The organism is Azospirillum brasilense (assembly GCF_022023855.1).
In the GTDB taxonomy this organism is placed as follows: Bacteria; Pseudomonadota; Alphaproteobacteria; order Azospirillales; family Azospirillaceae; genus Azospirillum; species Azospirillum brasilense_F.
In genome coordinates this window covers 396,252-423,181 of the sequence record NZ_CP059453.1, presented here as the reverse complement: position 1 = coordinate 423,181, position 26,930 = coordinate 396,252, and the positions used below count along the sequence as shown (strand labels likewise).

At 70.8% G+C, this 26,930-nt stretch carries 25 protein-coding genes; 15 read left to right on the top strand and 10 right to left on the bottom strand.

The annotated features are described in order from the left end of the window. Nucleotides 1-35: 35 nt before the first annotated feature. The 6 genes from H1Q64_RS31675 (at nucleotide 36) to H1Q64_RS31650 (ending at nucleotide 5,545) form a co-directional block, all read left to right on the top strand. Nucleotides 36-1,259, top strand: a complete 1,224-nt coding sequence (locus H1Q64_RS31675) for an FAD-dependent monooxygenase (protein ID WP_237907802.1) — start codon at nucleotides 36-38, stop codon at nucleotides 1,257-1,259. Nucleotides 1,260-1,427: 168 nt separating this feature from the next. Further along, nucleotides 1,428-2,183, top strand: coding sequence for an Asp/Glu racemase (locus H1Q64_RS31670; protein WP_330874648.1), 756 nt, complete (start codon nucleotides 1,428-1,430; stop codon nucleotides 2,181-2,183). An 11-nt stretch (nucleotides 2,184-2,194) separates the two neighbouring features. After that, entirely contained in the window at nucleotides 2,195-3,004 is an 810-nt protein-coding gene (locus tag H1Q64_RS31665) for an alpha/beta fold hydrolase (RefSeq protein ID WP_237907801.1), read from the top strand. A 27-nt stretch (nucleotides 3,005-3,031) separates the two neighbouring features. Beyond that, a complete protein-coding gene (locus H1Q64_RS31660) occupies nucleotides 3,032-4,078 on the top strand; it encodes a 2,5-dihydroxypyridine 5,6-dioxygenase (protein WP_237907800.1) in 1,047 nt (348 codons plus the stop codon). Beyond that, entirely contained in the window at nucleotides 4,075-4,689 is a 615-nt protein-coding gene (locus H1Q64_RS31655) for an isochorismatase family protein (protein ID WP_237907799.1), read from the top strand. The genes H1Q64_RS31660 and H1Q64_RS31655 overlap by 4 nt, the downstream gene beginning before the upstream one ends. A gap of 91 nt (nucleotides 4,690-4,780) precedes the next feature. After that, a complete protein-coding gene (locus tag H1Q64_RS31650) occupies nucleotides 4,781-5,545 on the top strand; it encodes a TetR/AcrR family transcriptional regulator (protein WP_237907798.1) in 765 nt (254 codons plus the stop codon). Nucleotides 5,546-5,673: 128 nt separating this feature from the next. Here the strand turns inward: H1Q64_RS31650 and H1Q64_RS31645 are convergent, their stop codons facing one another. Next, entirely contained in the window at nucleotides 5,674-6,687 is a 1,014-nt protein-coding gene (locus H1Q64_RS31645; protein ID WP_237907797.1) for a LacI family DNA-binding transcriptional regulator, read from the bottom strand. Nucleotides 6,688-6,908: 221 nt separating this feature from the next. On the opposite strand from H1Q64_RS31645, the gene ptsP reads away from it, so the two are divergent. The 5 genes from ptsP to H1Q64_RS31620 all read left to right on the top strand — a co-directional run bounded on the left by ptsP (nucleotide 6,909) and on the right by H1Q64_RS31620 (nucleotide 14,796). Then, the gene (gene ptsP / locus H1Q64_RS31640; RefSeq protein ID WP_237907796.1) at nucleotides 6,909-9,461 is read left to right on the top strand and encodes a phosphoenolpyruvate--protein phosphotransferase; all 2,553 of its coding nucleotides are present in this window, start codon (nucleotides 6,909-6,911) and stop codon (nucleotides 9,459-9,461) included. Next, nucleotides 9,458-10,420, top strand: coding sequence for a 1-phosphofructokinase (gene pfkB / locus H1Q64_RS31635; protein ID WP_237907795.1), 963 nt, complete (start codon nucleotides 9,458-9,460; stop codon nucleotides 10,418-10,420). Before ptsP ends, pfkB begins: the two co-directional genes overlap by 4 nt. Nucleotides 10,421-10,459: 39 nt before the next feature. Continuing rightward, entirely contained in the window at nucleotides 10,460-12,193 is a 1,734-nt protein-coding gene (locus tag H1Q64_RS31630; RefSeq protein ID WP_237907794.1) for a fructose-specific PTS transporter subunit EIIC, read from the top strand. Nucleotides 12,194-12,460: 267 nt separating this feature from the next. Continuing rightward, nucleotides 12,461-13,048 (top strand): DUF6655 family protein, encoded by a 588-nt coding sequence (locus H1Q64_RS31625; RefSeq protein ID WP_237907793.1) that lies wholly within the window; start codon nucleotides 12,461-12,463, stop codon nucleotides 13,046-13,048. Between the two features lie 143 nt (nucleotides 13,049-13,191). Next, nucleotides 13,192-14,796, top strand: coding sequence for a sensor histidine kinase (locus H1Q64_RS31620; protein ID WP_237907792.1), 1,605 nt, complete (start codon nucleotides 13,192-13,194; stop codon nucleotides 14,794-14,796). 46 nt (nucleotides 14,797-14,842) lie between these two features. Here the strand turns inward: H1Q64_RS31620 and H1Q64_RS31615 are convergent, their stop codons facing one another. Further along, complete coding sequence (locus H1Q64_RS31615) at nucleotides 14,843-15,559, bottom strand: response regulator transcription factor (RefSeq protein WP_330874645.1); 717 nt, start codon at nucleotides 15,557-15,559, stop codon at nucleotides 14,843-14,845. 270 nt (nucleotides 15,560-15,829) lie between these two features. Here H1Q64_RS31615 and H1Q64_RS31610 point away from each other — a divergent pair, with 270 nt between their 5' ends. From H1Q64_RS31610 to H1Q64_RS31595, 4 genes are all read left to right on the top strand, one after another. Continuing rightward, nucleotides 15,830-16,030, top strand: coding sequence for a hypothetical protein (locus tag H1Q64_RS31610; RefSeq protein ID WP_014200194.1), 201 nt, complete (start codon nucleotides 15,830-15,832; stop codon nucleotides 16,028-16,030). A gap of 100 nt (nucleotides 16,031-16,130) precedes the next feature. Next, nucleotides 16,131-16,559 (top strand): VanZ family protein, encoded by a 429-nt coding sequence (locus H1Q64_RS31605; RefSeq protein ID WP_237907791.1) that lies wholly within the window; start codon nucleotides 16,131-16,133, stop codon nucleotides 16,557-16,559. A 109-nt stretch (nucleotides 16,560-16,668) separates the two neighbouring features. Continuing rightward, nucleotides 16,669-16,911, top strand: a complete 243-nt coding sequence (locus tag H1Q64_RS31600) for a hypothetical protein (RefSeq protein WP_040137885.1) — start codon at nucleotides 16,669-16,671, stop codon at nucleotides 16,909-16,911. A gap of 138 nt (nucleotides 16,912-17,049) precedes the next feature. After that, the gene (locus H1Q64_RS31595) at nucleotides 17,050-18,159 is read left to right on the top strand and encodes an FkbM family methyltransferase (RefSeq protein WP_237907790.1); all 1,110 of its coding nucleotides are present in this window, start codon (nucleotides 17,050-17,052) and stop codon (nucleotides 18,157-18,159) included. Nucleotides 18,160-18,165: 6 nt separating this feature from the next. Here H1Q64_RS31595 and H1Q64_RS31590 read toward each other — a convergent pair whose 3' ends face one another. The 8 genes from H1Q64_RS31590 to H1Q64_RS31555 all read right to left on the bottom strand — a co-directional run bounded on the left by H1Q64_RS31590 (nucleotide 18,166) and on the right by H1Q64_RS31555 (nucleotide 26,927). Continuing rightward, nucleotides 18,166-20,286 carry a tetratricopeptide repeat protein gene (locus H1Q64_RS31590; RefSeq protein WP_237907789.1) on the bottom strand — a complete coding sequence of 707 codons (2,121 nt, stop codon included), beginning with the start codon at nucleotides 20,284-20,286 and terminating at the stop codon, nucleotides 18,166-18,168. A 125-nt stretch (nucleotides 20,287-20,411) separates the two neighbouring features. Beyond that, the gene (locus H1Q64_RS31585; protein WP_237907788.1) at nucleotides 20,412-21,716 is read right to left on the bottom strand and encodes an NAD(P)/FAD-dependent oxidoreductase; all 1,305 of its coding nucleotides are present in this window, start codon (nucleotides 21,714-21,716) and stop codon (nucleotides 20,412-20,414) included. Then, nucleotides 21,713-22,912 carry a M20 aminoacylase family protein gene (locus tag H1Q64_RS31580; RefSeq protein ID WP_237907787.1) on the bottom strand — a complete coding sequence of 400 codons (1,200 nt, stop codon included), beginning with the start codon at nucleotides 22,910-22,912 and terminating at the stop codon, nucleotides 21,713-21,715. Before H1Q64_RS31580 ends, H1Q64_RS31585 begins: the two co-directional genes overlap by 4 nt. Further along, a complete protein-coding gene (locus H1Q64_RS31575) occupies nucleotides 22,909-23,439 on the bottom strand; it encodes an L-2-amino-thiazoline-4-carboxylic acid hydrolase (protein WP_051658725.1) in 531 nt (176 codons plus the stop codon). Before H1Q64_RS31575 ends, H1Q64_RS31580 begins: the two co-directional genes overlap by 4 nt. Nucleotides 23,440-23,458: 19 nt before the next feature. Then, nucleotides 23,459-24,196, bottom strand: a complete 738-nt coding sequence (locus H1Q64_RS31570; RefSeq protein ID WP_237907786.1) for an ABC transporter ATP-binding protein — start codon at nucleotides 24,194-24,196, stop codon at nucleotides 23,459-23,461. Next, nucleotides 24,186-24,953, bottom strand: a complete 768-nt coding sequence (locus tag H1Q64_RS31565) for an ABC transporter ATP-binding protein (RefSeq protein WP_094307113.1) — start codon at nucleotides 24,951-24,953, stop codon at nucleotides 24,186-24,188. Before H1Q64_RS31565 ends, H1Q64_RS31570 begins: the two co-directional genes overlap by 11 nt. An 8-nt stretch (nucleotides 24,954-24,961) precedes the next feature. Continuing rightward, a complete protein-coding gene (locus tag H1Q64_RS31560) occupies nucleotides 24,962-26,029 on the bottom strand; it encodes a branched-chain amino acid ABC transporter permease (RefSeq protein WP_109068443.1) in 1,068 nt (355 codons plus the stop codon). After that, complete coding sequence (locus H1Q64_RS31555; protein WP_114861323.1) at nucleotides 26,010-26,927, bottom strand: branched-chain amino acid ABC transporter permease; 918 nt, start codon at nucleotides 26,925-26,927, stop codon at nucleotides 26,010-26,012. The genes H1Q64_RS31560 and H1Q64_RS31555 overlap by 20 nt, the downstream gene beginning before the upstream one ends. Nucleotides 26,928-26,930: the final 3 nt, after the last annotated feature.

Below are 26,930 nucleotides of genomic sequence, written 5' to 3'. Positions count from 1 at the left end.
AACAATTCTCGGTCGCCGTCCTTCAGGAGGCAAGAGTGCGAACCAACATGCGAATTGGCATCGTCGGCGGCGGCATCGGCGGCGTCGCGCTGGCCGGCAGCCTGCTCCAGCGCGGCTTCGAGGTCCGCCTGTTCGAGCGGGCGCCGGGCTTCGGCGAGATCGGCGCCGGCATCCAGATGACGCCGAACGCGGTGAAGGTCATCAAGTCGCTGGGGCTTCTGGACAAGATGCTGGCCGCCGGCTTCCTGCCGCAATCGCTGGTCGGGCGCAACTGGCGCAGCGGGCGGGAGAGCTTCCGCACGCCGCTGATCGAGACCTGCCCGGTGCTCTACGACGCGCCCTTCATCCACATCCACCGCGCCGACCTGCACGCCATCCTGGCCTCTCTGGTCCCGGAGAGCGTCGCCAATTTCGGGGTGGGCTGCACCGGCGTGCGCCAGGACAAGACCACGGCGGTCGCCAGCTTCAGCGACGGCAGCGAGTACGAGGCCGACCTGATCGTCGGCGCCGACGGCGTGCGCTCCGTCGTGCGCTCCGCTTTGTTCGGGCCGGAGGCGCCGCGCTTCACCGGCCACATGTGCTACCGCGCCGTGGTGCCGACCGGCGGGGTGGTGGACTACGTCAGCCCCGACGCCTCCTTCTGGTTCGGGCCGCACAGCCACGTCGTGACCTACTACGTGCGCGGCGGCAAGGCCGTGAACATCGTGGCGGTCGCCGAGACCAAGGAGTGGGTCGAGGAGTCCTGGAACGCCCCCAGCAGCAAGGAGGAGATGCTCGGCGCCTTCCGCGGCTGGCACCGCAATGTGGAGACGCTCTTCAGCAAGGTGGATCAGGTCTACAAATGGGGCCTGTTCGACCGCGACCCGATGACAAGCTGGTCGAAGGGCCGCATCACGCTGATGGGCGACGCGGCACACCCCATGCTGCCCTTCCTCTCGCAAGGCGCCGCCATGGCGATCGAGGACGCCTATGTGCTGGCCGAATCCCTGAAGGGGCACGGCAGCGACGTAGCCTCGGCGCTGCGCGACTACGAGGCGGAGCGGCTTCCCCGCACCAGCCGCGTCCAGCTGGAGGCGCGGGAGCGCGGGCGGACCTACCACCTGCCTTCCCCGCTGGCCCAGGCGAAGCGTGACTTCATGTACTGGCTGCGCGGCCTGTTCAACCCGCAGGCCACTGGCATCCAGGCCAACTGGGTCTACCAGTACGACGCCCGCGCCTTCCGCCCCAACCTCTCCGACAAGCCGCGCCTCGTGGCGTGAGTGGGGCGACGTTGCCCCCACCCTAACCCTCCCCCGCTCTCGCAGGGGAGGGGACTGCTGCCGCTCCGCGATCGTCTCCCTCCCCTGCGTTAGCGGGGGAGGGCCGGGGTGGGGGCAAAGGCAGCAACGAAAGCCAGCCCCGCCGCAAGACATCTCCAAGGACCGACCATGACCAACAAGACCTATCGCATCGGCCAGATCGTCCCCAGCTCCAACACGACCATGGAGACGGAAATCCCGGCGATGCTGACCGCCCACGCGCTGGCGCACGGCACCCGCTTCACCTTCCATTCCAGCCGCATGCGCATGAAGACGGTGAAGAAGGAGGAACTCGCCGCCATGGACGCCGAGTCCGACCGCTGCGCGCTGGAGCTGTCGGACGCCCGCGTCGACGTGCTGGGCTACGCCTGCCTCGTCGCCATCATGAGCATGGGCAAGGGATACCACCGCGTCTCGCAGGAGCGGCTGCACGGGCGCACCGCTGAGAACGGCGGAACGGCCCCGGTCATCACCAGCGCCGGCGCGCTCGTCGACGCGCTGCACGTGCTGGGTGCCAAGCGCATCGCCCTGGTCGCCCCCTACATGAAGCCGCTGGCGCAGCTCGTCGTCGATTACATCGAACATGAGGGCGTGCAGGTCGCCGATTGGCGGGCCCTGGAAATCCCCGACAATCTGGAGGTCGGGCGTCACGACCCGTCCCGCCTGCCGGGAATCGTCGCGGGCATGGACACCACCGGGGTGGACGCCGTGGTGCTGTCGGCCTGCGTCCAGATGCCGTCGCTGCCCGCCATCGCGCAGGTCGAGGCGATGACCGGCAAGCCGGTGCTGAGCGCCGCCGTCGCCACCACCTACGCCAAGCTGAAGGCGCTGGGCCTGCCGACGCGCGTTCCGGGGGCCGGCGCCCTGCTCTCCGGCGCCTACTGACGGGGGATGCCATGACCAGCAGCACCTACCGCTACGGCGCGAACGTCCGCGCCAACGGCATCCGCCAGCATTACCTGCGTTACGGCGGCCAGGGGCGTTCCGTGGTGATCGTGCCGGGCATCACCAGCCCCGCCGTCACCTGGGGCTTCGTGGCGGAGCGCTTCGGGCGCAACTTCGACACCTACGTGCTCGACGTGCGCGGGCGCGGCCTGTCGGAGGCGTCGGACGCGCTCGACTATGGGCTGGACGCCATGGCCGCCGACGTGACGGCCTTCGCCGAGGCTCTGGGGCTGCGCGACTACGCACTGGTCGGCCATTCCATGGGTGCCCGCATCGGCCTGCGCGCGGTCAGCCGCCATGGCGCAACCCCGGCGCGGCTGGTCATGGTCGATCCGCCGGTCTCCGGGCCGGGCCGCCGTCCCTACCCGGCGCAGTTGCCCTGGTATGTGGACTCCATCCGCCTGATGCGCGAGGGCGCCGACCTGGAGGCGATGCGGCCCTTCTGCCCGACCTGGACCGACGAGCAACTCCGCCTGCGCGCCGAATGGCTGCACACCTGCGACGAGCGGGCCATCGTCACCGCCTTCAACGACTTCCAGACCGACGACATCCACGCCGACTTCCCGCGCATCCCCTGCCCGGCCCTGCTGATCGCCGCCGGGCGCGGCGACGTGATCCGGCCCGAGGAGGAGGCGGAAATCCGCCGGCTCCAGCCCGAGCTGGCCGTCACCCGCGTCGAGGGGGCCGGGCACATGATCCCCTGGGACGACGCGGAGGGCTTCTACCGCGCCTTCGGCACCGTCCTCGGCACCGCCGTCTGACCGCCCATCCGGAAAGGGACACGCATCATGCCCGTCAGTGACGCCGATATGGTCCGCGCCTGGACCCATGTTCTGACCCTGTCGAAGCTGAAGCCGCAGGAGGTGGTCACCGTCCTGACCAGCGACGGCACCCACCCGCAGACCCTGCGCACCGCCCTGATCGCCGCCTCCACCCTGGGGGCGCGGGTCAACCGGCTGGACCTGCCGCCGGTGAACGCGGAGCACGCCCACAGCCGCGACAGCCTCGCCTATCTCGGCACCACCCCGCTGACCGGAAACCGCGCCGCCATGGCCGCGCTGAAGGAAAGCGATCTGGTGCTGGACCTGATGACCCTCCTCTTCTCGCCGGAGCAGATGGAGATCCTGGAGAGCGGCACGAAAATTCTCCTCGCCGTCGAGCCGCCGGAGGTTCTCGTCCGCCTGCTGCCCAGCCTGGAGGACAAGGCGACCGTCGGCGAGGCCACGGCGCTGCTGAAGGCGGCCAAGGAGATGCACGTCACCTCGCGGGCCGGCACCGACCTGCGCCTGCCCATCGGCGAGTTTCCCACGGTGCAGGAATACGGCTTCGTCGACGAGCCGGGGCGATGGGACCATTGGCCGAGCGGCTTCGGCTTCACCTTTCCCAACGAGGGGCAGGCGAGCGGGCGGATCGTGCTCGACAAGGGCGACATCCTCTTGCCGATGAAGTCCTACCTGACCTCGCAGATCGAGATGACGGTGGAGAAGGGCTACGTCACCGCCATCACCGGCGGGCTGGATGCCGATCTGCTGAACGACTACATGGACGCCTTCGCCGACCCGGAGGCCTACGCCATCTCCCACATCGGCTGGGGCACGCAGAAGCGGGCGCGCTGGTCGACGCTCGGCCTCTACGACCGCGAACAGACGCTGGGCATGGACGCGCGGGCCTTCGCCGGGAACTTCCTCTTCTCGCTCGGCCCGAACAACGAGGCGGGCGGGTCGCGCACCACCGCCTGCCACATCGACATCCCCATGCGGAACTGCACCGTCAGCCTGGACGGGCGCGCGGTCGTCCGCGAGGGCAAGCTGCTGGCCGGAAAGGAACTGGCATGAGTGTTTCGGAACAGGCCGTCTATGAGCGGCAGGGCTTCGGCCGGTCGCTGGGCATCCAGGGCCAGATCGGGCTGCTCATCGTCGATTTCGTCAACGGCTTCGCCGACCCGGCGGTGTTCGGCGGCGGCAACATCGCGCCAGCCATCGCCCGCACGGCGCAGGTGCTGGAGAAGGCCCGGCAGCGCGGCTGGTTCGTCGCCCACAGCCGGATCGTCTACGCCGACGACGGGTCGGACGGGAACGTCTTCTCCATCAAGGTGCCGGGCATGCAGACCCTGACCGAGCACGCCGCCATCAGCGCCATCGTGCCGGAGCTGACCCCGGTGCCGGGGGAGCTGGTGGTGCGCAAGACGGTTCCCTCGGCCTTTTTCGGGACCGGGCTGGCGCCGTGGTTGACACAGCGCGGCGTCGAGACTCTTTTGATCGCCGGAGCGACGACGAGCGGCTGCGTGCGGGCCAGCGTGGTGGACGCCATGTGCCACGGCTTCCGCCCGGTCGTCATGGCCGATTGCGTGGGCGACCGCGCCCTGGCGCCGCACGAGGCCAACCTGTTCGACATCGGCCAGAAATACGGCGACGTGGTTCCGGCGGAGCGCGTTCTCGCCTTGTGAGACGCGGCCGGGGTTGAAAGGAGGATCGGGCGTTGCACCATGTTAGACTTTCCATCCGAAGCGTGCCGCCGGGAGTGAGATGAGCCGACCGATGAGCAAAGTCCAGGACAGCGCGCCCGTCGCCGACGCCGCGCCGGAGAGCGGCGCCCCGCGGGGCCGCCCCCCGCGCAGCCGCCGCGCCGGTCCGGGCCGTCCGGAGGGCACCAGCAACGTGCGCGACCAGATCCTGGACGCGGCGGAGCTGGAGTTCGCCAACCTCGGCTACGCCGGCACCAGCCTGCGCAACGTCGCCGACCGGGCCGAGGTGACCCAGGCCCTCATCAGCTACTATTTCGGGTCCAAGCACGGGCTGTTCGAGGAGGTCTTCCTGCGCCGCGGCCGGAAGATCGCCGACGAGCGCATGGAGCGGCTGGAGGCGCTGCGCCGCGGGCCCACGCCGCCGCCGGTGCGCGACATCGTCTACGCCTTCCTGATGCCGGCGCTCGCCATGCGCGAGACGGAGGGCGGCCGCACCTTCATGCGGCTCCAGGCCCGGCTGCACACCGAGCCGCCGGAGATTTCCTACAAGCTGCGCAACGAGGCCTACGACGCCTCGACCCGCATCTTCGCCGCCGCGCTGAAGGAGGCGTTGCCGCATCTGTCGGAGCGGGACGTCTACTGGCGCATGACGCTGATGATCGGCGCCTATCTCTACGCCTTCTCCGACACCCACCGGCTGGAGGAGCTGGCGCCGGGCATCTGCAACCCCGGCGACCCGGACGAGATCATCACGGAGATCAGCAGCTTCGTCAGCGCCGGCATGCTGGCCCCGGTGCCGGAACCGGCGCGGGCGCCGGGGAAGAGGAAGCGGGGGTAGTTTTTGGAAAGTGGCTGCGGTGCGCCCCCACCCAAACCCTCCCCCGCTACGCAGGGGAGGGCTTAACTCCTCCCCCTGCGAAGCGGGGGAGGTCGGGAGGGGGGCACCACCGCAACCACTCCCCACCCTCATCCCACCCCACCTGTCGACCCGCGCGCCACGCAGGTCCCCGACAGCACCACCTTGCGCGTCGCCCGCTCCGGATCGTCGAGCCGTTCGAACAGCAGCGTCATGGCCGCTCGCCCGATCTCGTGGACCGGCTGTTCGATCACCGTCAGGCCGGGACCGACCAGTTCCGTCCACGGCTCGTTGTCGAAACCGGCCACCGCCAAATCGCCGGGAATCGTCAGCCCCAGCGTCCGCGTCGCCTTCACCACCCCCATCAGCAGCAGGCTGTTGCTGACCATCACCGCGTCCGGCATGGCGCCGGAACGCCGCGCCTCCGCCAGCCAGCGGGCGATCTCCGCCTCCGCCGCCTCGGCGGTCGGCGGGACGAAGCGGGCTTCCGCGTGCAGACCGTGGGCGGCCAGCGCCGCCTGATAGCCGGCGTGGCGCTCCACCGCCGTGGTGCTGGTGTTGCCGAACAGGCCGGCGATGCGGCGGTAGCCCTGGCCGTGCAGGTGATCGACCAGCAGCGCGGCAGCCTGCGGGTTGTCCAGCACCACCGAGTCGAACCGCCCGGCGGGCGCGCTGCGGTCGATCAGCACCACCGGGAAGTCGAGGTCGGTCCGGTCGAGCTGGGCCAGCGTCGCGCGGGTCGGCGCGAAGATCAGGCCGGTCACCCGCTCCTCCTGCATCAGCCGCAGGTACATGGCCTCCCGCTCCGGGTTCTCGTCGGTGTTGCACAGGATCACCCGCATGCCGGCCTGGAAGGCGGCGTCCTCCACCGCGCGGCTGACCGCGGTGAAGAAGGGGTTGCGGATGTCCGAGACGATCAGCCCGATGGTCTGGGAATGCTGCGAGCGCAGCCGCCGCGCCGAGAGGTTCGGGCGGTAGCCAGTGGCCCGCACCGCGTCCTCCACCCGCGCGCGCAGCGCGTCGCTGACCGGGCCGTTGCTCAGCACCCGCGACACCGTGGCGACCGAGACACCGGCCTCGCGGGCGACGTCCTTGATTCCGATGGCTTTGACGCTGTCGCTCATGATGATCCGGTCACCGATCCGTCTTGAAACTGTTTTTGAAATCGTTTCCATCCCTTAGGGCTATTTCACCGCCCCATACCGAACAGCATGCCCGAAGGAGTCGGCGGATTCAATGCAAACTCCGTTGACACGACCGGATGTAATCGTTTTCAATAACAGCGCTGCAAGGACGACACCCAAGACCGCCCGGCGCCAAACCGAACGGAGGAGACGGACCCGCCATGGCCCCCGACACCAACACCGCCATCATGCCTACCGGATTGCCCACCGATCTGCTGCGGCCCGACCTGCTTCGGCTGAACGCCAGCCCGGCCGGCAAGGAGGAGGCGATCCGCGAGGCCGCACAGCTCCTGATCGCCGCCGGCTGCATCGACCCGGCCTACGCCGCCAGCATGCTGCACCGGGAAGCGGTGGCGAACACCTTCCTCGGCCATGGCGTCGCCATCCCCCACGGCATGGTCGAGGACCGCGGCATGGTCCGCCGCAGCGGCATCGCCGTCCTCCAGGTGCCGGGCGGCATCGCATGGAATCCCGGCCAGACGGCCCATCTGGTGGTCGCCATCGCCGCCCAGTCCGACGCCCACATCGCCGTGCTGCGCCGCCTGACCCGGCTGATGCAGGACGAGGCGCGGCTGACCGCCCTGTTCACCGTCACCGACCCCGCCGCCCTCGCCGCCGCCCTCAGCGAGGACGCCCCCGCCGCTGCCCCCACCACGCCGGGCAGCGATCTGGGGGAGCGGTTCGACTGGGTGGTCGACTACCCCACCGGCCTGCACGCCCGCCCGGCCACCGCCTGGGTGGAGACGGCGCGCGCGTCCGCCGCCCGCATCCAGGTCCGCCACGGGGATCTGGTGGCCGACGCCAAGGCGCTGGTGGCGCTGCTCCAGCTCGGCCTGCGGGCCGGCGACAGCGTGGTCGTCTCAGCGGAGGGCGAGGACGCGGTGGCGGCGCTGGCCCGTATGAAGGCGACCATCACCCGGCTGACCGCGCGGGAGAAGGCGGACGCCGCCGCCGCGGCGCAGAAGACCCGCGCGCCCACGCGCGGCTGGACCCCGCCGAACCCGCTGCCCGCCGTGCCGGGAATCGCCGCCAGCCCCGGCCTCGCCATCGGCCCGGTGCATGTGCTGCCGCGCGCCGTCGTGTCCGTGCCCGATGAGCCGGTCCCGCTGATCGAGGGCGGCGACCGCCTGCACGAGGCGCTGAGCCTGACCCGCCAGACCCTGAAGGTGCTGGCCGACGACACCGCCCGCCGGCTCGGGCCTTCCGAAGCGGCGATCTTCACCGCCCAGGCGGAGATCCTGAACGACACCGACCTCGTGACGCTGGCCTGCCAGCTGATGGTCGAGGGGCACGGCGTCGCCTGGTCCTGGCATCAGGCGGTGGAGCGCACCGCCGCCGGGCTGGCCGCGCTCGACAACCCGGTGCTGGCGGCCCGCGCCGCCGACCTGCGCGACGTCGGCCAGCGCGTGCTGGCGCGGATCGACCCGGCGCTGCGCACCGGCGGCGCGCCGGACCTGCCGGACACCCCCTGCATCCTGATCGCCGAGGACTTGTCGCCCTCCGACACGGCGGCGCTGGACATGGCGCGGGTGATCGGGCTGGCGACGGCGCTGGGCGGCCCGACCTCCCACACAGCTATCCTGGCACGCACGCTGGGCCTTCCCGCGATGGTGGCGGGCGGCGCGGCGCTGATGGAGCTGGCGAACGGCACCCCGGCCATCCTCGATGGCCAGACCGGGCGCCTGCACCTGTCCCCCGCCGAGGCCGACATTGCCGACGCCCGCACCTGGATCGCGCGGGAAGAGGTCCGCAAGGCGGAGGAGGAGGCCCGGCGCGGCCTGCCCGCCCGCACCCGCGACGGCCACGAGGTGGAGATCGGCGCCAACGTCAACCGGCCCGATCAGGTGGCCGTCGCCCTGTCGCAAGGGGCGGAGAGCGTCGGTCTGATGCGCACCGAGTTCCTGTTCCTGGAGCGCGGCGACGCCCCGAGCGAGGACGAGCAGTACGAGACCTACCGCGGCATGCTGACCGCCTTGGAGGGCCGCCCGCTGATCGTCCGCGCGCTCGACATCGGCGGCGACAAGCAGGTGCCGCACCTCCAGCTTCCCCACGAGGAAAACCCCTTCCTCGGCGTGCGCGGCGCCCGCCTGCTGCTGCGCAAGCCCGAGCTTCTGGAGACGCAGCTCCGCGCCCTGTACCGCGCTGCCAAAGATGGTGGGGCCAAGGACGGCGGAGCCCTGTCGATCATGTTCCCGATGATCACGGCGCTGGGCGAGGTGCAGGCCCTGCGCGCCGCCTGCGACCGCATCCGGGCGGAGCTGGACGCCCCCGCCGTGCCGCTGGGCATCATGGTCGAGGTTCCGGCGGCGGCCATCCAGGCCGACGTTCTGGCCCGCCATGTCGATTTCTTCTCCATCGGCACCAACGACCTGACGCAATACGCGCTGGCCATCGACCGCCAGCATCCCGAACTGGCGGCGGAGGCCGACAGCCTGCACCCCGCCGTCCTGCGGCTGATCCGCCTGACGGTGGAGGGGGCGGAGCGGCACGGCCGCTGGGTCGGCGTCTGCGGCGGCATCGCCGGCGACCCCTTCGGCGCGGCCCTGCTGACCGGGCTCGGCGTGCGCGAGCTGTCGATGACGCCGCGCGACATCCCCGCGGTGAAGGACCGGCTGCGCGGCAGCGACCTGTCCGCCCTGCAGGACGCCGCACAACGGGCGCTGGAGTGCGAGACCGCCGACGCGGTGCGCGCGCTCGACGGAGGCGCGGCATGAGCACGCCCGAAGAGGACATCCGGCCCGTCGTCACCGTCACGCTGAACCCGGCCATCGACCAGACCATCACGGTGGAGGCGCTGCGCCCCGGCCATGTGCACCGGGCAAGCGCCGTGCGGCGCAACGCCGGCGGCAAGGGCGTGAACGTGGCGAGCTGCCTCGCCGACTGGGGCACGCCGGTGGTCGCCACCGGCCTGCTGGGCAGCGGCAACGCAGCGGCCTTCGAGGCGCTGTTCGCCGCCAAGGGCATTGCCGACCGCTTCGTCCGGCTGCCCGGCGAGACGCGCGTCAACGTCAAGATCGCCGACCTCGCCGCCGCCGACACCACCGACCTCAACCTGCCCGGTCTGACCGCCGACGCCGACGCGCTCGACCGCGTCCGCCGCACCCTGCGCGAGCTGGTCCTGCCAAGCACGCCGGTCCTGCTGGCGGGAAGCCTGCCGGACGGGCTGCCGGCGGACAGCTACGCGACGCTGACGGCGGACCTGCGCGCCCAGGGCGCCCGCGTGGTGTTGGACAGCAGCGGCCCGCCGTTGGCGGCGGCGCTAGCCGCCCCGGACCTGCCCTTCTGCATCAAGCCGAACCGGCACGAGCTGGAAGCCTGGGCCGGCGCGCCGCTGCCCGCCACCGCCGACCTTCTGGAGGCGGCGCGCGGCCTGCACCGGAACGGCGTGGCGGTCGTGGTGGTCTCGCTGGGGGCGGACGGCGCGCTGTTCGTGGCCGACGGCCCGGCTCTGCACGCCCGGCTGCCCGCGGTCAACGCGCTGAGCACGGTGGGGGCCGGCGACGCCATGGTGGCGGGGCTGATCGCCGCCTTCGGCGCGGACGCGCCGCTGGAGGGCGTCGCCCGCCTGTCGGTGGCCTTCGCCACGGCGAAGCTCGGCTGCTTCGGACCCAACCTGCCGGGGGCGGACGCGGTTCGCGCGCTGGCCGGACAGGTCGAACTCTCAACGCTGTAACGAAATGAGTGGGGCGGGTGTCCGCCCAGGGAGGAAACCATGGCGAATATGCTGGCCGTGATCGCGGCGGGCGATCTCAGCACCCAGGCCGTCCTGGCCGCCGAAGCGCTGCGCAAAGCCGCGGCGGCGCTCGGCCACACCATCCAGGTGGAGGTGCGCTCCAGCCTCGGCGTGCGCAACACGCTGCCCACCGGGGCGGCGCAGGGCGCGCAAGGCGTCATTCTCGTCGGTTCCGGCGATCTGGGCGAGGAGCGCTTCGCTGGGCTGAAGCGCAGCGCCGCGGCGCTCGACGCCGTGCTGCGCGACGCGCGGGCCGTGCTGGAGCAGGCGCTCGCGTCCGTCCCGGCCCAAGCTCCGGCGCAGGCGGGGACGAAGAAGATCGTCGCCATCACCTCCTGCCCCACCGGCATCGCCCACACCTTCATGGCGGCGGAGGGCATCCAGCAGGCCGCCCAGGCGCTGGGCCACGCCGTGCGGGTGGAGACGCAGGGCTCGGTCGGCGCGCGCGACACGCTGACCGAGCAGGAGATCCGCGAGGCCGACGTCGTGCTGATCGCCGCCGACACGCAGGTGGACCTCGCCCGCTTCGCCGGCAAGCGCGTCTTCAAGAGCGGCACCAAGCCCGCCATCAACGACGGGCGCGCCCTGGTCGAACGCGCGCTGGCCGAGGCACAGCCCCACGGCGCGGCTCCGGCGCTCGCCGACGGCGTGGCGGCGGCCAAGGTGGAGCGGACGGCGGCGCAGCGCAGCGGTCCCTACAAGCATCTGATGACCGGCGTGTCCTTCATGCTGCCCTTCGTGGTGACCGGCGGCCTGCTGATCGCCATCGCCTTCGCGCTCGGCGGCATCTACGTGTTCGAGGACAGCCAGCAGGGCACGCTGGGCAACGCGCTGTTCCAGATCGGGGCCAAGGGCGCCTTCGCGCTGATGGTCCCGGCGCTGGCCGGCTACATCGCCTTCTCCATCGCCGACCGGCCGGGCATCACGCCGGGCATGGTCGGCGGCATCCTGGCCGCCAACCTCGGCGCCGGCTTCCTCGGCGGCATCGTCGCGGGCTTCATCGCCGGTTACGCCACCAGCTTCCTCAACCGCAACATCAAGCTGCACAAGAATCTGGAGGGGCTGAAGCCGGTGCTCATCCTGCCGCTGCTCGGCTCGCTGATCACCGGCCTCGCCATGATCTACGTGGTCGGCGCCCCGGTGGCCGAGGCCCTGGCGACGCTGAGTGCCTGGCTGAAGGGTATGCAGGGCAGCAGCGCGATCCTGCTCGGCCTGCTGATCGGCGCCATGATGGCCTTCGACATGGGTGGGCCGGTCAACAAGGCCGCCTACGCCTTCTCCACCGGCCTGATCGCGTCCCAGGTCTACACCCCGATGGCCGCCGCCATGGCCGCCGGCATGGTGCCGCCGCTCGGCATCGCGCTCGCCACCAAGCTGTTCGCCGACCGCTTCACCCGGGAGGAGCGGGAGGCCGGCAACGCCGCGGGCATCCTGGGCATCGCCTTCATCACCGAGGGCGCCATCCCCTTTGCCGCCCGCGACCCGCTGCGCGTCATCCCGGCGCTGGTGCTCGGCGCGGCGCTGACCGGCGCCGTCTCCATGGGCATCGGGGCCGAGCTGAAGGTTCCGCACGGCGGCATCTTCGTCCTGCCCATCCCCAACGCCGTAACCCATCTGGCGGGTTACGTCGTGGCGCTGGTCGCCGGGACGGTCACAACGGCGGTCGCGCTGCGATTTCTGAAGCGTCCGGTCAGTACCGTGGTGACGGCGTAACAGCGCTGCGAAAGCGTCGTTGAGATGAAAACGTTTACATAACCCCTGGACAGAACGCCTCGTCGACCCTATCTTTCTTTTGCTGCCTCGGCAGCACGCTCTATAGGGCGTTTCCTCCCTAGACTCAGGCCACGTGCGGTTCCCGTGCGTGGCTTTTTTTTGTCCGGCGCGTTTCGTTTGTTCGGCGTGTGGGGCTGGTCCCAAATCTCTCCCTTGCCCAGACCGGGCGAACCTGAGAAGCCGGAGGCGAAAAGCACGAGGACCCGAATGCCCCGCAACAGACCGATGATCCTTGCAGCGCTGGCGGCCACCGCGGCTCTGGCCGCCGGATGCACCGATGTGAAGGAAAGCCTTCCGTCCCGGACCGCCACCGAACAGCTCCTGATCTCCAGCGCCGCCGACAACGCCGCCAACCGGCTGCGGCTGGAGCTGCCGGCGGACAAGCGCGCCTTCCTCGACACCGGCAATTTCGACGGCACCGACGCCAAATACGCTGCCAGCGCGATCAAGGAATCGCTGCTGCGCCAGGGCATCCGCCTCGTCCCCGACCGGGCCGCCGCCGACACGATCATCGAGATCCGGCTGGGCGCCCTATCGGTGAACCAGAGCAAGACGGTGCTGGGCATTCCCCCCATCACCCTGCCCGGCACGATCACCTTGCCCGAAGCGTCGGTCTACAGTTCCACCGAGAACCAGGCGGTCGCGAAATTCTCCGCCTTCGCCTACGACAACCGGAGCGGCGCCCTGGTCGCCTCGACGGAGCCGGCCTACGGCCTGTCGGGGGAGCAGAGCTACCGGGCGATGACGCTGTTCTCCTGGCGCACCTCGCCCCCCTACCCCGAAGACGTCAACTGACGACACCAACCGGCGCGGGCATGTCCGTGCGAATTTTGCGTTCAACCAAAGCCATTGCCGCATTCTCTGGCGCGGCTGGGGGTGGACGCGTAACATGCCATGGCCCCGCGGGGCGCGGCATCAGGCGCAAAGGCGACGGCACAGTGGACAATCATGGGGCGGAGCGGGACAGCGGCGGCGCCCGACGATCGGAACGGCTGCTGCTCGCCCAGAAGACCGCCCTGGAGCGGGCAATCGGCGGCGCCGGGCTGGACGAGGTGTTGGCCTTGCTGGTCCGGGCGGGCGCCGAACAGCTCGGCGCGCGGGCGGCCATCTTTCTGGTGGACGAGGGCGGTCTCAGCCTGCGCTTCGGCGTGGCGGCGGGCCTGCCGGACACCTACACGCGGGTGGTGGATGGGTTCGAGATCGGGCCGCAAGCCCCCTCCTGCGGTCTGGCCGCCCACAGCGGGGAACGGGTCGTGGTCGAGAATGTGGCGCTGGACCCGCGCTGGGCGCCCTACCACGCGCTGACGCGGGAGCATGGCATCGCCGCCTGCTGGTCCACCCCGATCCGCGCGGTCAATGGGACGGTGCTGGGCGCCTTCACCATCTACCACGCCACCCCCTGCGCGCCCGGCCCGCTGGACCTGGAGTCGGTGGATCTGCTGACCCATACCGCCGCCCTGCTGATCGAGCGGGACCGGACGGAGCGGGAGCGCCAGTCCAGCGAGGCGCTGCTGTCCTCGGTTCTGGAGCATCTGCCGGTCGGCGTCGCCGTCTACGACACGCAGGGCCGCACCACCCGCAACAACCGGCTGATGCGCGACTACACCAACGGTTCCCTACCCTCCGCCGACGACCGGGAGGCGGCGCGTTGGCGCGCCTTCCACCCCGACGGGCAGCCGGTCGAGCGCAAGGATTTCTCGGGCGCGCGCGCTTTGAGGGGCGAGATCGTGGTGCCCGGCATGGATTTCCTGCACCGCGCCGCCGACGGGACGGAGCATTGGACGCGCGTGTCGGCGGCCCCGCTGCGCGACAGCGAGGGGCGGATCACCGGCGTGGTCGCCGTGGTCAGCGACATCGACGCGGAAAAGCGGGCGGCGCAGGGCTTGGCCGCGGCGCTGGACGAGGCCCGCCGCAGCGAGCTGGTGGCCCACGAGATGAGCCACCGCATCATGAACAGCTTCCAGCTTCTGCACGGGCTGGTGTCGATGCAGACCGCCACGGTCACCGACCCGGCGGCGCGCAAGGCGGTGGAGCAGGCCTTTTCACGAATCCAGGCGATGGCGCTGGTGCAGCGCCGCCTGTTCGAGGCGACACGCAACGACCTCGCCACGCTCGACGCGGCCGACTATCTGCAACGGCTGGGGGAAAGCCTGACCGGCGCCTTCATCGATTCGGGCCGCTGCACGCTGGTCATCGACGCCGCGCACGGCATCCCGATGCCCGCCGCGCAGGCCTCGTCCATGGGGCTGATCGTGACGGAGCTGGTGCTGAACGCCCTGAAGCACGCCTTCGGCGCGCACCAGCAGGGGACGGTGACGGTGCGGTTCGAAGCCTGCAGCGACGACCGCCGGCTGACGGTGACCGACGACGGGTCCGGCCTGCCGGACGGCGCCGGCACCATGAAGCCCGCCGGGTCGGGGCAGGGCATGGGCATGACGCTGGTCCACGGTCTGGTGCGCCAGCTCGGCGGAAAGCTGGAGATCGACCGCCCCGATCAGGGCGGCCGCCCCGGAACCCGCTTCGTTCTGACTTTTCCAGCCTGACGGCTTCGAAGCCACCGGATTCCGGGATGGCGCGGCGTCCTGAACCTTAGGCGACGGCTTCCATCGGCTTTTCGACCTTGCCGCCGAAGCCGTTCTCCAGCGCCCAGATGGCCGCCTGGGTACGGTTGGAGGCGTTGATCTTGCGCAGCAGGCTCTTCAGGTGAACCTTCACCGTCGCTTCGGTGATGTTCAGATGATTGGCGATCATCTTGTTGCTGTCACCCTGAAGCAGGCGCTCCAGGATCTGCGTCTCGCGCTGCGACAGGCCCTTGGCCGCGGTCGGGCCGTTGGCGCTGGTGTTGGCGCCGGCCTTGCCGGTGATGAGAAGGGCGGCGAGATGGGTCGGGAAGACCTTTTCGCCGATCATCACCAGACGCAGCGACTGCGCCAGCGCGGCCGGGGAAATGTCCTTCATCAGGAAGGCGTCGGCGCCGGCCTGGATGGCGTTGGCCATTTCCTGGGCGTCGAGGTGGCTGGCCAGAAGGACGAGCCGCGCGCTCGGATACTGCTCCCGCAGGACGGTGACGGCCTGGACCGTGCCGTTGGCGGAAGCCGGGTCCATCATGATCAGCTCGGGCATGTCGCCCTCCATCATGCCCGGCGGCGGTACGTCGCTGAAACTGGCGGCCTCTTTCGTGATGCGGAACTCCCCTTCCGAGAAGAGGGCCTTCATGCCTTCGCGGAAAAGTTTGTTGGCGTCGATCAGAAAGATGGAGACCGATTGCATCGTCCAGTCACTCTCGAAGGTGATTGAGATGAGCAACCCTACCCTATCGTTGGCGGGCCGGCTACCCGTCCGTTAGTAGAATATTAACCAATGAAGTCCGAGGCACGTCCTCCCATCGGGCATATGCCCCTCCCCGGAAAGCCGGTCCAGGTCGCTCCCGGATGCCTGGAAACTCGGAAAAACCACGCCTGAACAGGCCACTACCCATTTTGCGCGGGAATCGAACGCCGTCTCGTTAATATCACGGCAACCATAATCGGCCATTGGTACAGTCATCGTAATTCATCGCTTGGATGGGTGCCCGACATGCCGATGGTGTCCATGTGGAAGAAGATCAGTCCGTGTCACTTCGTGATGCAGGACTGTCACCGCCGGATCGAAATCCGTTACCACGCCACCGGCTCGCAGAGCGGCTGGGGCGTCTACGCCGACGGGACGCTGGTGCAGCAGCGCGCCGCCTTCACCGAAGCGCGCGGCATTGCCATGGGGCTGGCGACCGGTTCCTGAAACGAGCCTTGCCCGCCTGATGTCACAGCGCGGACATCGGGCGGTTAACCGGCTCTTGAGACTGTTCCGCGCAGGATGGCCTTCGTCGCAGGAGGCCGTCATGACGTTCCGCCCACTTCCCCTTCTCTGGCGCCGGTTGGCGCTTGGCGCCCTTCTCGGCCTCACGGGGATCGCCTTCTGGGCCGCGCTGCAACCGCAGTTGGCGCCCAGCGGCCTTTACGGCTTCGACAAGCTGGTGCATGCCGGGGCCTTCGGGCTCCTCACCCTGCTCGGCATCCTGGCCAGCGCCAACCGGCGCGCCGCCGTCCTGGCGGTGCTGGCGGTCTTCGCGCTCGGTGCCGCCATCGAGGTGGCGCAATCCTTCGTCCCGGGACGCGAGGCCAGCCTGTCCGATCTGGCTGGGAACGCCGTGGGAATCGCGTTGGGAATCACGACCGTCCGGCTGGGACATCGCGCCGCCCAACGCGCGCGCCGCACGCGCCATGGAATAGTCACGCAGTCCACGGCGTTTGCGTCCTTACCGGAGTGAGGGGACGCAGCGTCCGGATCGACAATCCCGAGCAGCCTCCTCCGTTTTTGGTTTTGTTCGTCTACCGAACTATGCTATGCCGAAAGGCAGGACATCTGGAGTAACGCTTATGGACTGGCATAACGAAAAGGCTAAGACCGGCGCCCGCGCCCTGGAATCCGCGTTCGGCGTGATGCTGACGGTCTGCGAGGCCACCGACGGCTGGTGGAACTGGCACGCGGAGCATGAGGGGCTGAGCTGGACCCCCGACGCCCGCTGGTTCGCCACCCGCCGCGAGGCGCAGGACGCGGCTGAGGAGTGGGCCTCCACCCTGGCGCCGCAGCATCTGGGCTTCCTCCACCGCGCGGCCTGACGCCGTTCAGCGATGCGATCGGGGCGGTGCCGTTGACCCGCCCCGCGTCCGCTTCCACAATGGCCACCGTGCCAAGGCGACGGGAAGCGGCTGCGATCATCCCTTGGGACTGTCGATCAGGCCCATGGCGGTGATGAGATGCAGCACGAGCCCCCCACCCTTCCCGGACTCCCGCTTCAAAAAGCCTTCCTGCCGCCCGAGGCCACCCTGGTGGCGGTCGGAACCGGTGCCGGGCGTTGGACGGACTCCGCCGCCGGCCGGGCGTGCCTTGCCCTGCCATCCACCGCGCCGGGACTCGACGCGTGGTGCGGTCCGGTCGGGCCGCGCCACATCGACTGGCTGATTCTGGAGGGCTGCAGCAACGCCCTGGCTATGCTGGACGGTGCCGCTGATCTGCTGCGCCTGCGCCGCATCGACTTCCTCCAGTTTGACGAGGCCGAGTCCGGCGGGCAACTGGCAGCGCTGTACGCGCGCCTTCAAGCCCATGGCTATTCGCTGTTCCGCTTCGCCGACCGCAATCTGCAATTCCGCGGCACGCCACCGGAGGACGGGCGCGGCGGCACGCACATGGCGGTCGCCCCCCGGCACTGGAACCGGCTGTTCGCGCGCAGCCAGGGCATGTTCCGCTACAAGGACCTGTTTCCCCGCCACGGCGTCGTGCCGCGCGGCATCATCCATGTCGGCGCCCATGAGGGCGAGGAATACGCCAACTACCAGGAGGCCGGCGGTGCCCGCGTCCTGTTCGTCGAGGCGGACCCGGCGACCTTCGCCACGCTCCAGGCCCGTTTCGCCGGCAACGGCGATGTCGTCTGCCTGAACGCCGCGGTGTCCGACACGGCCGGGCGGGCGCGCTTTTCCCGCATGTCGAGCCGCCAGTCCAGCTCCCTGCTGGAGCCGACCGGCCATCTGGCCGTCTATCCCCACATCACCGTCGACGAAGTCATCGAGGTGGAAACCCGGACCCTGCCGAACCTGCTGGCGTCCAACGGCCTCGCGCCGGAGGGTTTCAACGTGCTGGTGATCGACGCGCAGGGCTCGGAACGCCGAATTCTCAACGGCTGCGGCGATCTGCTGCCCCGATTCGACGCGGTGGTGACCGAGGTGAGCTACGCGGAGCTGTATGAGGGCTCGGGCCTCGCCGCCGATGTGGACGACATCCTGTTCGCCCACGGCTTCGACCGCGTCGCCGAGATCAGCCCCTACCATCACAGCTGGGGCGACGCGCTCTACGTCCGCCGTCCCGGCTGACACTCGTCAGGGAAGCAGCACCGGCCCGTTCCAGGGATCGAAGGGCACCAGCCGCGCCCGTTCGCGGTCGGGGCGCAGGGCGGGGCGCAGCGCCGGGTTCAGCATCGCCGCCGTCACCGAGAAGGAGCTGTTGGACACGGCGACATGATCGGCCCGCGACAGAATCCAGTGGTCGGTGAAGAACTCCGCCCCCGGCAGCGGCGTTCCCAGGTCGCCGGCGAGGACGGGGCGGTAGCGGCTGAAGCGCTCCGCCAGCTCCGGCGCGTCGGTGGCGAGGTAAAGCACCGGCCGGTCCAGCCTGGGCCACAGGTCGGCCAGCCAATCGAGATACCAGCCCTCCGGCGCGATCCAGAACCGGTCGTTCCGGCCGAAATCGCCGCGACGCAGATGGATCGCCACCAGGGTCCGCCCGCGCGCCCGCAACCTGTCCAGCGCCGCCGCGGCGCGCTCCGCCATCGCGCCGACCGGCGTGAAGAGGGCGCGGAACCGCTCGCGATGGAGGGCCAGCGGCGTGGTGTCGCCGCAGAAGTAGCCGACCACGTCGTGACCGTCCGCATCCGCCAGCGCCCGCCCGTCCAGCAGCGCCGGAACGCCGCAGTCCTCCTCGTGCAGGCTGGGCAGCGGCGGGCCGGGAAGCGGATCGTCCAGACCGTAGAGATGACGACCGATCCACTCCGGCGTTTCCAGCTCCATCCCGTTGCGCTCCGCGCAGACGCGCAGATACCCGTATTGGAGGAGCTGGTTGCCGAAGCGTCCCGCATCGCCGAGCGTGGACACCGACAGCCGCCGCTTGCCTGACGGTTGGCGCGGCGACGGCACGTCGCCTATGGCCCGGCGCAGCAGCAGCATTGCCCGGCGGGAGAAGCCCGTGCCGATGCCCGGTGCGGCGGCGATCGCCCGGTCGTAGAGCGCCAGCGCCTCGCGGTCGGCCCCCTGCGCCTCGCGGACCTCGCCGGCCAGAAGCAGGCCGGTGGGCAGGCCGGGAGTGAGCCGCAGCGCCCGATGCGCACAGCGCCCGGCCCAGGCCGCATCGCCCCGTCGCAGCGCGGCGCGGCCAAGCGCCACCCAGGACTCCCCGTCGTCCGGACGCGCGGCGAGCGCCCGTTGCAGCAGCGCCGCCGCCCGTTCCGCCAAGCCGGCGCGCTCGCACAGCCGGCCATGTTCGGCCAGCGCCGCCGCGTCGCCGGGACGCAGCCGGCCGGCGCGGTCCAGCGCCCGCCCGGCCCCCTCCAGCGCGTGCACCGCGTCGAGCGCCGCGCCGAGGGCAAGATGCAGCTCCGGCGAGGCGGGGTCGAGCGACAGGCCGCGCCGTGCCGCCGCCAGCGCCGCGCGCGGCTTCTCGGCGATCTGCTGGGCGGCGGCGAGCCGGACCAGCAGCCCGGTGTCGGTGGGCGCGGCCAGCGCCGCTCGCCGCCCCGCTGCGACCGACGCACCGCGCTGCCCCAGCTCGTTGTGGAGCAGGCACAGGCTCGCCCAACAGTCCCCGTGTGCCGGGTCCAGGACCAGCGCCGGACGCAACGCTGCCATGGCTTGCTCCGACCGGCCGAGCGCCTGCCAGGACTCCGCCCCGGCCATGCGGGCGCGCAGCAGCGTCGGGTCGAGCCGGGCCGCGACTCCGGCCAGCCGGGCGGCCTCCTCCAGCCGTCCAAGCCCCTTGCCCGCCATCGCCGCATCGAAGGCGGCGGACAGGTTTTGCGGATCAAGCGCCAGCACCCGTTCGTAAAGCGCCGCGGCGGAGGCCAGGGTACCGGAATCGAAAGCGGTCTCGGCCAACACGCGGAGCGCCGAGACCAGCCGCTCCGCCGCCTCCGCGTGATCCGGTTGCAGGTGCAGCGCGGCGCGCCAGCTCGCCGCCGCGTCCGCGGTCCGTCCGAGCGCGTCCTGAACCTTGCCGCGGTTGAGATGGTAGACCGGCGATGCCGGATCGCCCGCCACGGCGGCGTCGAGATGGGCGAGCGCCGCCGTGACCCGCCCGGTCTGGGCAAGCAGCAGCCCCATCAGATGGCTGGCGTCGGGATGGCCGGGGACCGCCTCCAGAATCCGGCCGTAGAGGGTTTCCGCCTCCGCCACCCGCCCGGCGATGTGATGGTCGAGCGCGATGGACAGGGCTTCGGAGACGGTGGCCATGAGCCGGGGCAATCCGCGTGGGGCCGCTTCGGGATGGCGCCACAGTGGCCGGGCCAACCCCGCACTGTCAACCGCCGGACGGCATCCCTTCTCCCTGGGGAGGGAGAGGGATTGTCGCCCACCCCTCAGTCCTTGCGGTCCAATCGGCGCAGATGCAGCATGTAGAGCCGGGAGAAGCGCGTCACCAGATCGTGGAAGGGCAGCGGCTTCACCGGGGTGAAGGGCAAGGCCAGCTCCGGCGCGCCCGTTCCCATGGCATGGCGCGCCAATTCGCTGCCCACGGCGGTGCCCAGCGCCATGCCGCGCCCGTTGTAGCCCACCGCCCCGGTCACGCCGGGCGCCAGCTCGTGGAAATGGGGCCGGAAATCGGCGGTCATCGCCAGATGCCCGCTCCAGCTCCGCGCGATGGCTAGATTGCCGATCTGGGGGAAGACGCGGCGGATGCGCTCCCGCGTGCGCTCCCGCGCCCGCCGCTCGGCATCGGCCGACCGCACCAGGGTGCAGCCGGAAACCAGACGGTTGTCGGCGGTCCAGCGGAAGAAATGCAGGTCGCCGCGGGTGTCGCTGCACGCCATGTCGGAGGGCAGCACGCTGGCGCGCAGGGCGGCGGGCAGCGGCTCCGTCACCATCTGGAAGTTCAGCACCGGCACGACGGAGCGGCGCAGCCCCGGCCACAGATCGTCGGTGTAGGCGTTGGTCGCCAGAACGACGCGGTCGGCGGTCACGCTGCCGCGCGGCGTGGTCAGCCGCCAAGCGGTTCCGACGCGGTCGATGGCGGCGACGGCCGTGTCGCTGTGGATGGCGACGCCCAGCCCGAGGGCGGCCCGCGCCATCTCGCGGGCCAGCGACAGCGGGTTCACATGCCCGCCGGTCGGGGCGACCATGGCGCCGTGCCAGAAGCGCGTGCCCAGCGCCCGTTCCGTCTGCGCCGCGTCAAGCAGCGCGACCTCCGCCCCCAGCGCCCGCCATTGCGCGACCCGCTGCTCGGCCGCCGCCATGCGGCCCGGCCGGTGGGCCGGCTGTATCCAGCCCTTCTGCACGCCGTCGCAACGCATCTGGTAGCGTTCGATCAGGTCGAAAACCAGCGCCGCCGAGCCGCCGACCATGCGGGCCAGCGCCGATCCCTTCGCCTCGCCGTAGGCCGCCGTCAGGTTGACGGGGTCGAGGCGCGACAGCGTCGGGATGATCTGGCCGTTGTTGCGGCCCGACCCGCCGAAGCCCGGCTCGCGCGCCTCCAGCACCGCCACGCGCACGCCCCGCTCGGCCAGATGGATCGCCGTGGACAGGCCGGTGACGCCCGCCCCGACCACCGCCACGTCCACCCGGACCGCCCCGTCCAGCGGGCCGCTCTCCGGGCCGGCCACGGCGCTGGCCGCCCAGTGGGACTCCGGCAACGGCACGTCCAGCAGCGGTTTGAGAAGCGCGCTCATCGCGTCCCCTCCTCCACCAGCAGCGTCTTCGCCAGCGCCACCCAATAGCTGGCGCCGATGGCCAGGTTGGCGTCGTTGAAGTCGTAGCCGGGGTTGTGCAGCAGGCAGCCGCCATCCGTGGGCCCGTTGCCCAGCCAGACGTAGCAGCCCGGCCGCTCCTTCAGCATGAAGGCGAAATCCTCCGCCCCCATGGAGGGCATCGGATCGTGGTCGATGTTCTCCTCCCCGACCAGCGCGGCGGCGACGCGGGCGCACAGCGCGGTCTCGGCGGCGCTGTTGACGGTCGCCGGGTAGCGCCGCTCGTAGCGCACGCTGGCGGTGCAGCCGAAGGCGGCGGCGGTGTGCTCGGCCAAGGCGCGCAGCCGCGCCTCGACCACGTCCTGCACCCCCTCCTTGAAGGCGCGGACGGTGCCGCGCAGCGTCACTTCCGCCGGGATGACGTTCCAGGTGTCGCCGCCGGTGATCCAGGTGGTGGAGACCACGGCGCTGTCCAGCGGGTGCAGGCTGCGGCCGGGGATGGTCTGCAGGGTGGTCAGCAGATGGCCGGCGGCAGTCATCGGGTCGTGGCCGAGATGCGGCATGGCGGCATGGCTGCCCTTGCCGTGGACCGTCACCTCGAAGATGTCGTAGCTGCCCATCATCGGCCCCGGCCGCAGCGCGATCTGCCCGAGCGGCAGGCCCGGCCAGTTGTGCATGCCGTAGACGCCGTCCACCGGGAACCGCTCGAACAGCCCCTCCGCGACCATCTCGCGGGCGCCGCCCTCGTTCTCCTCGGCCGGCTGGAAGATGACGTGCAGCGTCCCGGCGAAGTCGGGATCGTCGGCCAGGACCTTGGTGGCTCCCAGCAGCATGGTGGTGTGGCCGTCGTGGCCGCAGGCGTGCATCCGCCCCGGATTGACCGAGCGGTGGGCGAAGTCGTTGGTCTCGTGGATGTGCAGCGCGTCCATGTCGGCGCGCAGCGCGATGGCCCGGCCGCCGGGGCGGCGGCCCTTCAGCGTGCCGACCACGCCGGTGCGCCCCAGCCCCGTCGCCACCTCCAGCCCGAAGGCGCGCAGCTTGTCCGCGACGAAGGCGGCGGTCTCGTGCTCCTCGAAGGCGGTTTCGGGATGGGCGTGCAGATGGTGCCGCCACTGCCGCATCTCCGGGGCCAGGGCCTCGGCGGCGGGGTGCAGGCGGACGTTCGCGGGGATGGTCATTCCGGGGACTCCTGGGGTCCGCCCGCCGGCAGGCTGTAGCGGAAGTCGCAGTGGCTGGCGCCCTGCATGATGGTCTGGGTGCGGGTGAAGCGGACATCGGGCCGGTAGCCACACATGAACTCGCCGTCCCGGTTGCAGGACAGGATGTCGCCGATCTCCTCCACGCCCATGGCGCGGTAGCTTTCGGCGTAGCGGCAGCGGGTGACGTTGAAGCCCAGCCGGTCGGGGGCGCTCTCGATCACCTCCAACCGCAGGGCGTCCCCGGCGGTCCACAGGGCCAGCCGCTCGTGGAAGGTGGCGAGGTCGGCGGTGCCGCGGGTGGCGCGGTCCTCCGCCGCCATGGCGGCGCCGGCCTCGCGGGCCATCACCTCGATGGCGCGGGCGAGCACGGCGCGCGCCCGCTCCCGCCCGATCTCGGGCAGGAGCTGGTCGTAGAGCGCCTTGGCGAAGGCCGCCTCGATGCGCCGCCGCTCCAGGATGGGCAGGGGAGCAGACGCGGGAGCGGCGTTTTCGGTGTCGGTGGTCATCGCTGCGATCCTTCTTCAGTCAGCCGCCGAGATAGGCCGCCCGCACGCGCGGGTCGGCGGCCAGATCGGCGGCGCTGCCCGAGAGTGTCACCCTTCCCGCCTCCATGACATAGGCGTGATCGGCGACGCGCAGCGCGGCGCGGGCGTTCTGCTCCACCAGCAGGATCGAGGTGCCCTCTCCGCGGATCTGGACCAGCAGGTCGAAGATCTGCTTCACCACCATCGGCGCGAGGCCGAGCGACGGCTCATCGAGCAGCAGCAGGCGGGGCTTCGACATCAGGGCGCGGGCGATGCACAGCATCTGCTGCTCGCCGCCCGACAGCGATCCCGCCTTCTGGGTCAGCCGCTCGCGCAGGCGGGGGAACAGCTCCAGCATCCGCTCCATGCGGGCGGCACGGTCGTGACGCAGCGTCCGCCCGCCCAGCAGCAGGTTCTCCCGCACCGTCATGGTGCCGAAGATCTGCCGCCCCTCCGGCGCCTGGGCAAGGCCGCGGCGCACCACCTCGTGGCTGGGGCTGTCGGTCATGTCCTCGCCGTCGAAGACGGTGGCGCCGCCGCTGGTGCGGTAGATGCCGGACAAGGCGCGCATCAGCGTGGTCTTGCCGACGCCATTGGCGCCCAGCACGGCAACGATGGCCCCCTCGGCCACGTCGAGCGAGACGCCGCGCAGGATCTCCTGCGGTCCCATGCGCACCGTCAGGTCGCGGACCTCCAGGATGCGGCGGGTGGCGATGGCGTGTGCAGCGTCAAGCGGCATCGTCTTCCACTCCCAGATAGGCTTCGAGGACGGCGGGGTCGCGCTGCACCGCCTCCGGCGTGCCGTCGGCGATCTTGCGGCCGGACGCCAGGACGATCACCCGGCTGCAGCTTCCCATCACCAGCCCCATGTCGTGCTCCACCAGCAGCACGGTGACGCCGCCCGCGTGCAGGCGGCGGATGAAGTCGGCCAACTCCGCCGTCTCGGTGTCGTTCAGGCCCGCCGCCGGCTCGTCGAGGATCAGCAGGCGGGGCGCGGTCGCCAGGGCGCGGGCGATCTCCAGATACTTGCGCTTGCCGTAGGACAGGTTGGCGGCGATGTCCCCGGCCTGGGCGGTCAGGCCGACGCGCTCCAGCGCCTCCCAGCTGCGCTCGCTGACCGCGCGGCTGTGGGCGCCGCCGTTGACCAGCGCCCGCCAGGGCGACTGGCCGAAGGCGCCGACCGCCCCGACCGACACGTTGTCGAACACCGTCATGTTGGGGAAGACGCGCAGGTTCTGGAAGGTGCGGCCCATGCCCATGCGGGCGATCTGCCAGGGCTTGCGCCCCGTGACGTCCTGCCCGTCGAAGGTCACGGTGCCGTCCGACGGCGGGGTGAAGCCGGTGATCAGGTTGAACAGGGTGGTCTTGCCGGCGCCGTTGGGGCCGATCAGCCCGACCAGCTCGCCCTTGGCGATGGTGGCGCTGACGTCGCTGACCGCCAGCAGGCCGCCGAAGCGCCGGGTCAGCCCCTGGATGGAGAGAAGCGTGTTGCTCATGATCCGCCTCACTTCCAGCCGACGGGCGTGCCGCCGGCGATGGTGGCCCAGCCGCGGGAGAAGGAGCGGCGGACGAAGCCCAGCGCGGTGCCTTCCGCCAGCATGCCCTTGGGCAGCAGCAGGATGGACAGGAACATGGTCGCCCCGACGGCGATCATGCGGTAATCGCCGATGTCGCGCAGCGCCTCCGGCAGGACGATCATGAACAGGGCGCCGACGACGGCGCCGGGAAGGCTGCCCAGCCCGCCGACCACCACCATCGCCAGGATCAGGATCGATTCCATGAAGCGGAAGTTGTCCGGCGCGATGTAGGCGGAGGTGTGGGCGAGCAGCGCCCCGGCGATGCCGGCGAAGAAGGTGGCGACGACGAAGGACTCGATCTTCAGCCGCTCCACGTTGATGCCCATGCTGTCGGCGCACTGGTCGTCCTCGCGCAGAGCCCGCAGCGCGTTGCCGTAGTAGGAGTGGGTCAGCCGGTGCAGCACCCAGACGCAGGCGACGGCGATGACCGCGACCGCCAGATAGCGGCTGAGCAGCGTGTCGGCCTGCCAGCCGAACAGCGAGATCGGCGGGATGCCGCGGATGCCCATCGGGCCGCGCGTCACGTCCACCCAGTTCAGCAGAACCACGTAGATCATCTCGCCGATGCCCAGCGTGGCGACGGCGAAGTAGATGCTGACCAGCCGCATGGTCGGCAGCGCCACCAGGAAGCCGAACAGCGCGGCGATCAGCCCCGCCGCCGGCAGCGTGACGACGAAGGGCAGGCCGAGCCTGGTCGACAGCAGCGCCGCCGCGTAGGCGCCGATGCCGTAGAAGGCGGCGTGGCCGATCGACAGCAGCCCGGCGGTGCCCGTCACATGGTTCAGGCTGGCCGACAAGATGACGAAGATCATCGTCGTGATGGCGATCTGGGCGAGGTAGCTGGACCCGGTGCCGACGATCGCGGCGGGCACGGCGCCGAAGGCGACCGCCAGCAGGAGGAGGGTCCAGGCGAACCGCCGGCCTCGCCCGGAAAACGCGGCGGGCGGCGCGAGGGTGTCCGGCATCAGCCGGGCGTCAGGCACGTTCACGTCCATGTCCGAACAATCCTTGCGGGAAGAAGACCAGCGTGATGACCAGAAGGCTGTAGGTGATCAGGTCCTTCCAGCCGCTCGACAGGAACTCGGTCGCAATGCTCTCCGACACGCCGAGCAGCAGGGCGCAGGCGACCGCCCCCGGAATGCTCGACAGGCCGCCCATCACCATGGCGACGAAGGCCTTGACGCCCGGCGCGAAGCCCATGTGCGGCGAGATGGCGCCGTCATAGAGGCCGACCAGGATTCCCGCCGTGGCGCCCAGCATCGAGCCGACCGCGAAGGTGGTGACGATGGTGCGGTCGGTGTTGATGCCGACGTAGCGGGCGCCGAGCTGGTTGTTGGACACCGCACGGATGCCGAGGCCGGTCTGGGTGCGGTAGAGCAGGAACTGCAACGCGCCCAGCATGACGGCGGAGGTGGCGAAGATGACCAGGCTGCCGCTGGCCACCATGATCGGCCCGATGGCGACCGGCTGCTGCAGCAGGTAGCCGGACGGGATGCCCTGCATGTCGCCGCCGAAGATGTGCATCATGATCTCGCGCGTCACGATCGACACGGCGAGCGAGGAGAGCAGCGTCGCCTCGCGCATGGCGCGGGATTTCTGGCTGGCCTCGTCGGTGAAGCGGCGGAAGGGGCGGAAGGCGATGCGCTCCAGCCCGACGCCGGACACCGCACCCACCGCCAGAACCAGCGGCACCACCGCCAGCAGCGGCGGGGCCATCGCGGTGATGACCATCAGACCGACGAAGGCGCCGATGGTGTAGACCTCACCGTGGGCGAAGTTGACGACGTTCAGGACGCCGAAGATCAGCGTGAAGCCGATCGCCATCAGGGCGTAGACGCACCCGATGGACAGGCCGTTGATGACCTGCTGAAGGAAGAAGACATCGAAGACCATGGC